Source organism: Streptomyces tamarix, assembly GCF_032423885.1.
In the GTDB taxonomy this organism is placed as follows: Bacteria; Actinomycetota; Actinomycetes; order Streptomycetales; family Streptomycetaceae; genus Streptomyces; species Streptomyces tamarix.
This window is the reverse complement of sequence record NZ_JAWCTQ010000063.1, coordinates 23,015-33,765: the sequence shown is the minus strand read 5'-3', so window position 1 is coordinate 33,765 and position 10,751 is coordinate 23,015. Positions and strand designations below refer to the sequence as shown.

The window sequence follows — 10,751 nt, the reverse complement described above, 5'->3', positions numbered from 1 at the left end:
GGTCGACGTCACCCTGCCCTCCGGCGTCTCGACGCAGGAGGTGCAGGGCAGGCGCCGGAAGCTCGCGGAGAACCTGGCCCGGCATGAGCACGAGGTGTTCATCACCATCCCGACCGCAGCCCGCACCGTGCGGCTGTGGATCGCGGACTCCGGCGCCCTGGACCAGCCCATCGGCCCCTCCCCCCTGGTTCTCGACCCTGACCTGCGGGCCGACTACAAGAAGGGCAAGGCGCCGTGGGGCCAGGACCTGCGCGGGGATGCCGCCGCCTTGAGTCTGTATCAGCGGCACATGCTGGTCACGGGCCTGTCGAACCAGGGCAAGACCGCCGCCGTCCGTGCGCTCGCCCTGTGGCTGGCGCTCGATCCGAGCGTGGAGTTCCGGATCGCGGACCTGAAGGGCGCGGGGGACTGGGCGATGTTCGACGGGATCGCCACCGTCCTCATCCAGGGCCCCACCGATGACCACGTCATCCAGGCCACCGAGATGGTGGAGTCCGGGGTCACGGAGATGGAGCGGCGCCTGACCGCCCCTCCCGGCACCGCCTTCCCTCCGCTCATCGTCCTGGTGGATGAGGCGCAGGTCGCGTTCATGTGCCCGGCCGTGGACGAGGAGAAGCGCTCCTACGGCGGCTCCAAGGCCACCTCCCGGTACTTCATGGCGGCACGGAAGATCCACAACCAGGGACGCGCGGTCAACGTGCTGCTGTGGCAGGGCACGCAGGACCCCACCGACCAGAACCTCCCCAAGCTCGTCCGGGAAGGCGCCCACACCCGCGCCTCCCTCGCCCTCGGTACCGAGTCGCAGGCCCGCATGGCGCTGGGCGACAAGGCCGTGGACGGCGGCGCCGCCCCGCACCTGCTGCGCCAGGGCCTGGACAAGGGCACGCTGGTGGTCGCCTCCGACGGGATCGACATCCCGGCCGGGCAGGCGTCCATCACCGTGCGGACGCACTACATCGACACCGAGGCCGCGGCCGAGGTCGCTGCCCGGGCGCGGGCCTTGCGCGACGGGGTCACCACCCTGCGGGTGATCGACACCGGCGAGGACGTTGACCCGCTCGCGGACATCGCCCACGTGATCGGCACCGCCCCGCGGGTGCTCACGCAGGACGTGCTCCAGCGGCTGGCCACCACCAACCCCAAGGCGTACGGGTCATGGACGAACGGCGACCTCAAGCGGGTGCTGGAGGGCACCGGAGCCGAGCCCTACAAGTCCGACGGCCGCATGGTCGTCGGCCGCGACCGCGTCGCCCGAGCCCTCGCCAACCGGACCAACGACGGTTCCGCTTCCGCCGCCCAGTAGTAGGGAAGCGCCCCCCGCACCGGTCAGGGAGGAAGGGAGAACTCCCTGAACGGCTCCCTGCACCGCCTCCCTGGCACTGACCTGCCCAAACGGTCTACCAGGGAGGCAGGGAGGCACCCCAGCTCACACGCCCGAAACCCCCTACCCCAACACCCGACGAGGGGGTGCTCCCGCCTCCCTGAACACCCACGAGACGCCATTCCGCATCCGCCCTTGGAGACGCCCACAGCATGCGACCGCTCGCGAAGGCGTTCACCACCGGCCCGGCCCGCCAGTACCCCACCCGCGACCCCGACCGCGTCCGCCTCTACATCACCGCGACCCACCGCACCACCGACCAGTAACAGCACGAGGGCGGCCCCCGTCTCGGCAAAGCCGGGGCCGCCCTCACTCCCAGCACGTTCCACCGAACTGGAGGTTCACCCAGCATGACCCATGCCACCCTGATCCGGCGAGATGCCCGCGCCGGTCACCTGCCCGTCGCCCTGGCGCTGGCCGACGCCGGGGTGCCGGTGCTGCCGCTGCGGGCCGGGAAGGTCCCGTTCGGCAACTGCCGCGCCTGCACCGGCAACGCGTGCGGCGGGCGGCCGAACATGAAGACCCCCGGCCCCTGCACGTGCCCGAGGCCGTGCCACGGCTGGGCCGCCGCCACCACCGACCCCGCCGTCATCGGCTCGCCCGCCTGGACGGCCGTGTGGCGGCGCGCGGCCGCCATCGCCTACCACCCCGGCGGCGCCGGGGTGACCGTGGTCGACCTGGACGACACGGACGCGGTCGTCTGGGCCCGCGAGCACCTGCCCGCCACCCGGACCGTGCCGACGACGCGCGGGGAGCACTGGATCTACCGGGGCGCCATGGAGTCCCGCAACGCGGTGCGGCCCGGCGTGGACATCAAGTCGACCATGTCCTACGCCCGCTACCTCGGGCCCGGAACCGGCACCACGACCCACCTGCCCGCGGCCGTCCGGGCACTGGTCGACAAGGCGCCCGCCGTGGTCCGGCCCCGCCCCGTCGTGGCGTCGGTGCCGGGCGGGGGCGGGGCGTGCCCGCACCGTACGCCCGTCTTCCTGGAGCGTGGGATCGCCATGGCGGAGCAGCGCATCACCGAGGCCCGCAGCGCCGTCCACGCCACGGTCTACCGGACGTTCCTGGCGGTGCTGTCCACGCACGGCCGGTGCGGCTGCCTCACCGAGGCGCACATGGCGCGCCTGTTCGCCGCCGCGCAGGCCAAGGGCGAGACCGCGCGGCACTGCACGGACGCGTGGGCCAACGCCCTGACGGCTCTGGGGATGTGAGCCGTGTCCGAGGACGAGAAGAACCCGGCCCGCGAGGTCATCACCGACTACGCGCAAGCGCACTTCCGGTACTTCCGCACCGTCGACGGCACGGTCTACGCCCAGCGCAACGGCCACCCCGTCGCCCGCCCGATCCGCTCGCAGGGCACGACCGGCAGTCACCGGCAGGAACTCATGGTCGGCCTGTTTCGCGACGGGCTCGGCGTCTTCAACGGAACCGCCTTGAAGGAGGCACTCGACTTGATCGAAGCACTCGCGCTCACCGAGGACGTCCAGCCCGTCCACATCCGCGTCGCCCCCGGCTTCGACGGGGCGACCTGGCTGGACCTGGGCCGCGACGACGGCAAGTCCGTCCGCATTCACCCCACCGGCTGGGACATCACCGTCCCCGACCCGCGCGAGGTGTGCTGGCGCCGCACCCAGCTCACCGGCGAACTCCCGCTCCCGGTGAAGGACACGAACGGCAAGGGCGTCGACCTGCTCATGCGGCTGTGCAACTTCTCCGACGCCCGCGCCGAGAGCCTGGCCCTCGCGTGGCTGGTCGGCTGCCTGGGCCCCGACGTCCCGGTCCCCGCCCCGTTCCTCACCGGCCCGCAGGGCGCGGGCAAGTCGACCGCCGGGAAGATGCTCGTGCGGATCATCGAGGGCATGAGCGGCGACCTGCGCCGCGCGCCGAAGGACGAGGAGAACCTGATCACCGCCGTCGCCGCGGGCTGGGTCACCGGCCTGGACAACCTCTCCCACCTCGGACCCGACCTGTCGGACCTGATGTGCTGCATCGTCACCGGCGCCGAGAACATCAAGCGCGCCCTGTTCACCGACGGCGACGTCGTCCGGGCCCGCTACCGCCGCCCGATGCTGCTGACCGGTATCGACGTCGGCGTGATCCGCCCCGACCTCGCCGAACGCCTCCTTCCCCTCCGCCTGGAGCGGCCGAGGGTGCGGCGGACCGAGGCGGAGCTGTGGGCGGAGTTCGCCCAGGCGCTGCCCGTCATCCTCGGTTCCATCCTCGACCTGGCCGTGGAGGTCCGCGCCGCCCAGGCCGACATCCCCACCGATCTGCGGATGGCCGACTTCGCCCACCTGTGCGCGCAGCTCGACGCTGCCCGGAACTTCGGGGCCCTGGACGCCTACCGGGCCAGCCTGGACGACCTCAACGACGACGTCATCGAGGGCGACCTGCTCGCCCAGACCGTCCTCAAGCGCGCTGCCGAGATCGAGCCGGGCACCGAGGTCCGGATGACGTCTGCGGAGTGGCTGCACGGCCTGACCCAGCTCTACACCGGCGAGGGGGAGTTCCGGCCCCTGCCCAAGGGATGGCCCACCACCGGAAAGGTCCTCTCCGACCGCCTCAAGCGCCTCCAGCCCGTCCTCGCCGCCCGCGGCGTCCTCGTCGACTGGGGCCGCAAGAACAGCGCCCGCTACATCGAGATCGCCCGCCCCAAGCCCGCGCACGACGAGCAGCAGCAGGCGTTCTGACCCACGCGGGCCCGACCGCACAGACAAGAGGAGCACCCCCCGGCCCGCGCGCGGGTGCTCCTCTTGCTCTTCGGCGGCTTGCCGCCGTCCAAAGGGCTCCCCATTCACGTTTGAAGGCGCGCAACAACAGAACACAGACCCCGCTTTTTCCTAAGTAGGAAGACGCTGCGTCACCTGCGTCACCGGGGTCCCGGAAACCGGTCCTCACCTGCACTGACAAGGGTGACGCAGAGGCCGAATCTCTGCGTCACCCTTCGTCACCTGCGTCACCCCGTGACGGACGGCTCCGTCACCGGTGACACAGACCGCCGCTCCCTGCGTCACCGAAAAACCGCAGGTCAGACACCAAAAGTGACGCTGATGACGCAGTGACGCAGAAATCCCCACCTCGGACAGGCACGCACTCCACAGCCCGGAGTCGCGTCACCCAACCTTCGGAGCGCCCGTGAAGCCTGAACCCGACCCCATGGCCACACTCCGAGACGGTCTTCCTGACCGCTACCTCACCCCCGAGGACATCGCCGCGATGTTCGAGGTGCCGAAGGAGACCGTCTACCACTGGCGCAAGCAGCGCACCGGCCCGCCCGGCTTCCGTGTCGGTCGCCACGTCCGCTACGACCCCGCCGCCGTCCGTGCCTGGGTCACCCAGCAGAGCGCCCTCGACACGGCCGCCTGACCACACCAACCCGTCGGCCCGTGCCGCCCCGCGCCCAGGGGCGGCACGGGCCTTCCCGCGCAGCGAAAGGACCCACAGCCCACATGGCTGGCCACATCCAAGACCGCTGGTACAAGACCGAGCCCGGCCCAGACGGCAAGCCTCGCCGAGTGAAGACCGACCGCTACGGCATCGGCATGCGCTACCGCGCCCGCTACATCGGCCCTGATGGCACTGAGCAATCACAGAGTTTTCCCGACCGGGAGAAGGGCCGGGCTGAGAAGTGGCTCACTCGGATCCAGGCTGACATGGACTCGGGGCGGTTCTTCGACCCGAAGGCCGGGCGGATCACCTTCCGGGAGTACGCCGAGAAGTGGCTCGGCGGCTTGACGACAGACGCCGTCAGTCAGGAGGCGGTGAGGAGGCGGATCCGTCTTCATGCCGTTCCGCACCTGGGCACCCGCCCCATGGGGTCGTTCAAGCCGGAGCACGTACGTGCCTGGCTGAGCAAGCTCACGGTGTCGCTTCCCAATGCAACGTACCGGCGAGCCATCTACGATTCGGTGTCGTCCCTGTTCAACGCGGCGGTAGACGACGGAGTGATCCGGTCGAATCCGTGCCATGCCCAGTCAGTCAAAGCTCCGGAGCCGGACCCCCGGCGAGTCCAGCCGTGGCCCGAGGAACGCGTGTTCGCCGTCCGGGCCGGGCTGCCCGACCGCTACGCCGCCACAGTGGACGTGGGCGGAGGCTGTGGTTTACGACAGGGCGAAATCTTCGGCCTGGACAGGGAGAACATCGGCTTCACCTCCGGGTGGCTCCACGTCCGGCAGCAGGTCAAGCGCGTAGGCGGCACGCTCGTGTTCGCTCCGCCCAAGCGTGGCAAGCTCCGTGACGTGCCGCTGAGCCCGGTGACCGCCGAGGCTCTAGGCGCCCATATGGAGCGCTTTCCTGCCGTCGAGGTGAAGTTGCCTTGGAAGACTCCGGATGGGCCGCTGGTGGCCCGCCAGCTCGTCTTCACGAGCACCGTGGGCAATGCCATCTGGCGCAGCTACTTCGATGACTACGTCTGGAAGCCAGCCCTGGCGTCCGCTGGCGTCATCCCGCCCCGAGAGCCAGGCAAGCGATACGCTGCCGCACCGGACGACGGGATGCACGCACTGCGGCACTTCTACGCCTCGGTGCTCCTGGACGGAGGCGAGAGCATCAAGGCCCTGAGCGTGTACCTCGGGCACTCGGACCCGGGATTCACGCTCCGGATCTACACGCACCTGATGCCGAGCAGCGAGCAGAGGACACGGGCGGCGGTGTCTGCGGTCTTCGGACGCGCTTCGGACGTCCCCCTGGCGGCCTGACGGCCCACAGACGGCCCACGGCCCCACGACGGCCCCTGATGGACGGCTCCCCCGCAGGTCAGGGGCCCCTTTCTACTCCGGATTCGCAAGAAACACCCCATCTTGCCTGACCGCCACCCCCAGACGAAAACGAGTAGGTGGGAGGCGCCTGACCTAGGCGGGAAGCGGGCCCTCTCAAGGTTGATCAAGTGGCCATCGGTGAGCAGGGGTGACCATTGGCGACCCCCTCACGGCCCAGCGACCACCCAGGCGCACCCGGGGTACGCAGCTCGGACGGCCGGAATCCCGCACCCGCGCCGCTCGCTCCTCCCGGCGCGAGTGGCGGTGGGGAGGGATGAGGCGAACAGGCGGGCCGGTCCCAGCGGCGTCCGCTTCGGCGGGCCGGTGGGCCGGGGCGGCGGCCGGTGGGCCGGAGCGGGCAGCCTGTGGGCCGGGGCGGATGACTGGCGGGGCGGGAGGGGCGGAGAAAAAAGGGGGGCGGTCCCGGGCGTGGTGTGCGTCCGGGACCGCCCCTACGAGGTGCCGCGAGGTCACTGACCGGCCGCGGCGCCCTTCTTCTTGCGCAGGAGGAAGACCGCGCCACCGCCCAGCAGGACGAACGCGACGGCGATGCCGGCGATCATCGGCGTGGCGTTGGAGGCGCCGGTCTCGGCGAGGTCGCCGGTGGTGCCACCGGTGGTCTCACCGCCGGTCGTGCCGCCCGAGGTCGTACCGGAGGTGGTGCCGCCGGACTGCGGGCTCGGCGCGGAGCTCGGCTCGTCGCCGCCCGCGGCCGGCGGGGTGGTGGTGTCGCTGCTGGTCTTGCAGTCGAGGACGCCCTTGAACGTCTTCGTCTCGCCGCCGGGCAGCGCGATGGTGAAGTCGTACGCCTGGTCCTCGGCGACCGGGACGGTGACGGTCTTCGACTCGCCGGCGCCGATCTCGACCTTCTGGTTCGCCAGCTCGAAGGTGAAGGCCTCGTCGCCCTCGTTCTTCGCGGTGACGTCGACGCCGCCCTTGGCGCAGTTCTTCTCGGCGGTCAGGGCCGGGATGGCGCCCTTCTTCGCCCAGGTGGCGGTGCCGGTCGCGGAGACGGTCGACTCGCTGGAGCCGGCGAGGATCTGCGTCTGGCTCTTGGAGAGGCTGGCGAAGGCGCGGCCCACGGAGACGGACGTGCTGGCCTGGACGTTGAACGCCGCGGTGCCGTCGGGGGTGCCGGCGGGCACGTCGACGTACAGCTCCGTGCCGTCCTTGGCCTCGGTGACCGGCGTGCCGTCCTTGTCGGTGACCTTGACGCCCGCGGCGTCCGGGGCCGTCACGGTGGCGCGCTCGGCGTTGGTGCGGACGGTGATCGGGCCCAGCTTGCCGCCGGCCTTGCCGGAGACCGCGTTCGGCTCCAGGACCAGGGACGCCTTGGGCTCCTGGAGGTTCTGGGCCTTCTCCTCCAGCCAGTCCGCGAGCTTCTCGGCGGCCGGGTCGACGGCCTCGACGTCCACGCCGTCCGAGTACCGCCAGATCGCGACCTGCGTGCCGGCGGCGGCGGTCTCCTTGGTCAGGGTCCCGGCGCCGGCCTTCTCGGCCAGGCCCGCCAGGTCGTCGACCTGCGGGTAGGAGTTCTTCAGGATCCAGAGGATCTTGCCGGCCTCCTCGTTGTGGCCGAGCGAGGTCTGGTCCCAGGAGGTCTCGAGGTACTTGGCCTTCTGCTGGGTCGGGTTGTGGACGTCGATGCAGTACGTCTTGAGCGTGCCACCCCCGTCGACGGCCATCTCGAAGAGACCGGCGGGCAGTTCCTTCTTCTCGCCGTTGAGCGTGAGGACGGCGTCGTCGTAGGTGGTGAGGCCGTTGAGGGTGGCGGAGGCGCCGCCCTGGTGCTGGGGGCTCTCGTCGGCGGCGGCCACGGCCGCCCCGGCTATGGAGCCTCCCGCGATCAGACCGGAGGTCAGGACCGCGGCGGCGAGCCGGCGGCCGAGCCGCTCCCGCCTCTGGACAGAAAACGCAGCAAACACAGATTTCCCCTCTGGGCGAGTCCCCGTCGACGCGCGCGCGGCGTGGGACACGTCGCGCGACACGTGGGGGGTGGGATTCGCCTGATGACTCAAGTGCCCCGTGAGTACCGGAATCCTAGAGAGGCGGGAAGGGTCCGTCCCTCCTGAGGCCCCCGCTCAACCATTCCGAATCGAAATCGTTACCGTGAACCAGGCATGGTCAGCGCGTTTTCCGGTCAGGGGCCGACGAAGTGACGTCACCTCATGTCCCGTTCGGGGCGGTATGGGCGGCGTGTCGAGGCCATCTCAGGTCACCGCCGACTCCAGGTCGCGTGTCGGCGTCCCGTCCTGCCGTTCCGTCATGGTGCGTTCAGGTTCCCGTCTCCCGCCGCCCCGGCGGAAAGCCGCCGTGCCGCGGGTCAGGTCGTGGCCGGCGGCCACCGCGTCGATGTCGACGAACGTCCTGCGCTGACCGTCCCGCCCGCCCGTGGGCTCCTCGCGGACCCGCAACCTGCCGTGCACCACCAGCGGCTCACCCACCGTCACCGACGCGGCCAGGTTCGCGCCGAGCTGTCGCCACGCGTTCACCGTGTAGAAGCTGGTGTGCCCGTCGGCCCACGCCGACCGCTCCCGGTCCCAGCGGCGGGTCGTGGCGGCCAAGCGGAACCTCGCCACCCCGCCCGTCGGGGTCTCCCGGTACTCCACGTGGGTCGCCACGTTCCCCACGATTGTCACCAGAGTGTCGTTCATGACGCCTGCTCCTCCCCGTCCGGCGGCGCTCCCCCGCGTCGCCCGTCCCTCCCATGGTGGCCGCGTCCGGCGGATCCCGCCCGGCCCTGTGGACGGTGACGGCGTTTGTGGACAACTCCGTCACCCGGTCGGGGTCCGGCCGCCCGACACGGTCGCGTACTGCTCGCGCACCTCCCGGTACCGCATCAGCTCCGTCGCGATCGGGTCGAGCACCATGGCCCGGCCGCACCCCGCGGCCGCCTCGTGCAGCCGCCGCTCGACCTCCTGCCCGTACCGGCGCGCCGGCCCCCGCGCCGCCACCACGCACGCCCACTCGACGAGCGGACCGCCCACGATCCCGGCGAGCATGACCAGCGCCGGCGGCATCAGGCCCGGCTCCAGCACGCCGACGATCTGGCCCACCAGCCACAGCGCGCCGAACACCTGGACCAGCGTCATGGACGCCTGGGCGAGGACGGCCACCGGCCACCAGGCGGGGCGGGGCGGCCGTTTTCCCTCCTTCGGCGCGCGGGCGTCCGCGGCCAGTTTGTCCAGCGCCTCGGGCAGACCCCGCGCGCCGCGCGCCGCCGCCTCCCGGACGGCCTGCGCCCACGGCGCGGGCAGTCCCCGTGCGGCCTCCTCGGCGACGACGCGGACGGCGTGCTCGACGCACTGCCGGGCCGTCGGCTCCTCCTCGGGCGGCGCGGTCCGGACGGGCTCGCCGCTCCCGCCGCCGGGGTTGCGCAGCCCCTCGTACCAGCGCCACAGCCGCAGCCACGGGGTGCCGCAGGCCCGTCCGGCGTTGCGCCGCCACGCGCGTTCGGCGGCCTCGCCCGCCGCGGCGGCGCCGACGGCGACGGCGAGCCGGGCGGTGAAGTCCTCGCGGGACCGCTCGCCGAGCCCGGGCCGCCCCTCCCCCACGTAGACGGGGCGCAGCCGGGCCGCGGCCGCGTCGACGTCGGCGGACAGGCGGCGCGTGGCGGCGTGGTGGTCCCGGACGAACGCGCCGAGCACGTCGCGCAGTTCGGCAACCCCCTCGCCGGTCAGGGCGGACAGGGCGAGGACGGTGGCGCCGGGTTCGCCGTGCTCGCCGAGGGCCACGCCGTCCTCGTCGAGGAGCCGGCGCAGGTCGTCGAGGACCAGGTGGGCGGCGTCGCCGGGGAGCCGGTCGATCTGGTTGAGGACGACGAAGGTGACCTCGGCGTGGGTGGCGAGCGGCCGCAGGTACCGCTCGTGGAGGGCTGCGTCGGCGTACTTCTCCGGGTCGACGACCCAGATGACCGCGTCGACGAGGCCGAGGACGCGGTCGACCTGGTCGCGGTGGGCGGTGAGCGCCGAGTCGTGGTCGGGCAGGTCGACGAGGACGAGCCCGCGCAGGGCGTCGTCACCGTCGCCGCCCGCGAGGGGCCTGCGCCGCAACCGGCCGGGGATGCCGAGCCGGTCCAGGAGGCCGGCGGCGCCCTCGGACCAGGCACAGGCGATGGGCGCGGCGGTGGTGGGGCGCCTGAGGCCGGTCTCCGAAATCGGGACCCCTGCGAGCGCGTTGATCAAAGTTGACTTCCCGCTTCCCGTGGCGCCGGCGATGGCGACGACGGTGTGGCGGAGGGAGAGCCGCTGGCGGGCGGCGGCCTCGTCGAGGACCCGGCCCGCCTCGGCGACGGTCCGCGGGTCGAGGCGGGTGGCGGAGAGGCCCAGGAGGTCGCGCAGGGCGTCGAGGCGCTCCTTGAGGGCTGCCGCGTAGACGCCCCCGGGGGGCGCGGAGCCGTCGCCGCCACCCCTGCCACCGTCGCCGCCCCTGCCTCCGTCGCCTCGCCCGTCACGCCCGCCGTATCCGCCGTCGCGTCCGCCGTACCTGCCGGGGCCGCCGTACCTGCCGGAACCGCCGGTCCTGCCGGAGCCGCCGTTCGCCGCCTCGGTGGTCCGACCGGCGACAACACGGCGGGCGATCAGCCCGTCGTCCCACTTCTGCTCCAC

At 72.2% G+C, this 10,751-nt stretch carries 7 protein-coding genes and 1 pseudogene; 5 read left to right on the top strand and 3 right to left on the bottom strand.

The genetic code is table 11. The features are described from left to right. From RND61_RS30470 to RND61_RS30450, 5 genes and pseudogenes are all read left to right on the top strand, one after another. Nucleotides 1-1,303 (top strand): annotated as a pseudogene (locus tag RND61_RS30470) (ATP-binding protein); the annotation flags it as partial. A gap of 428 nt (nucleotides 1,304-1,731) precedes the next feature. Further along, a complete protein-coding gene (locus tag RND61_RS30465; protein WP_315881392.1) occupies nucleotides 1,732-2,598 on the top strand; it encodes a bifunctional DNA primase/polymerase in 867 nt (288 codons plus the stop codon). A gap of 3 nt (nucleotides 2,599-2,601) precedes the next feature. Then, nucleotides 2,602-4,077: an ATP-binding protein gene (locus RND61_RS30460; protein WP_315881391.1), complete on the top strand. Its 1,476-nt coding sequence runs from the start codon at nucleotides 2,602-2,604 to the stop codon at nucleotides 4,075-4,077. A gap of 466 nt (nucleotides 4,078-4,543) precedes the next feature. Next, nucleotides 4,544-4,753 carry a helix-turn-helix transcriptional regulator gene (locus tag RND61_RS30455; protein WP_315881390.1) on the top strand — a complete coding sequence of 70 codons (210 nt, stop codon included), beginning with the start codon at nucleotides 4,544-4,546 and terminating at the stop codon, nucleotides 4,751-4,753. A gap of 83 nt (nucleotides 4,754-4,836) precedes the next feature. Then, on the top strand, nucleotides 4,837-6,084 hold the full coding sequence (locus RND61_RS30450) for a tyrosine-type recombinase/integrase (RefSeq protein ID WP_315881389.1): 1,248 nt from the start codon (nucleotides 4,837-4,839) through the stop codon (nucleotides 6,082-6,084). 530 nt (nucleotides 6,085-6,614) lie between these two features. On the opposite strand, the gene RND61_RS30445 is transcribed toward RND61_RS30450, so the two are convergent. The 3 genes from RND61_RS30445 to RND61_RS30435 all read right to left on the bottom strand — a co-directional run bounded on the left by RND61_RS30445 (nucleotide 6,615) and on the right by RND61_RS30435 (nucleotide 10,751). Continuing rightward, a complete protein-coding gene (locus RND61_RS30445) occupies nucleotides 6,615-8,069 on the bottom strand; it encodes a Cys-Gln thioester bond-forming surface protein (RefSeq protein ID WP_315881388.1) in 1,455 nt (484 codons plus the stop codon). A 285-nt stretch (nucleotides 8,070-8,354) separates the two neighbouring features. Next, nucleotides 8,355-8,798: a single-stranded DNA-binding protein gene (locus RND61_RS30440; RefSeq protein ID WP_315881387.1), complete on the bottom strand. Its 444-nt coding sequence runs from the start codon at nucleotides 8,796-8,798 to the stop codon at nucleotides 8,355-8,357. Nucleotides 8,799-8,918: 120 nt separating this feature from the next. Continuing rightward, nucleotides 8,919-10,751 carry a GTPase gene (locus tag RND61_RS30435; RefSeq protein WP_391654484.1) on the bottom strand — a complete coding sequence of 611 codons (1,833 nt, stop codon included), beginning with the start codon at nucleotides 10,749-10,751 and terminating at the stop codon, nucleotides 8,919-8,921.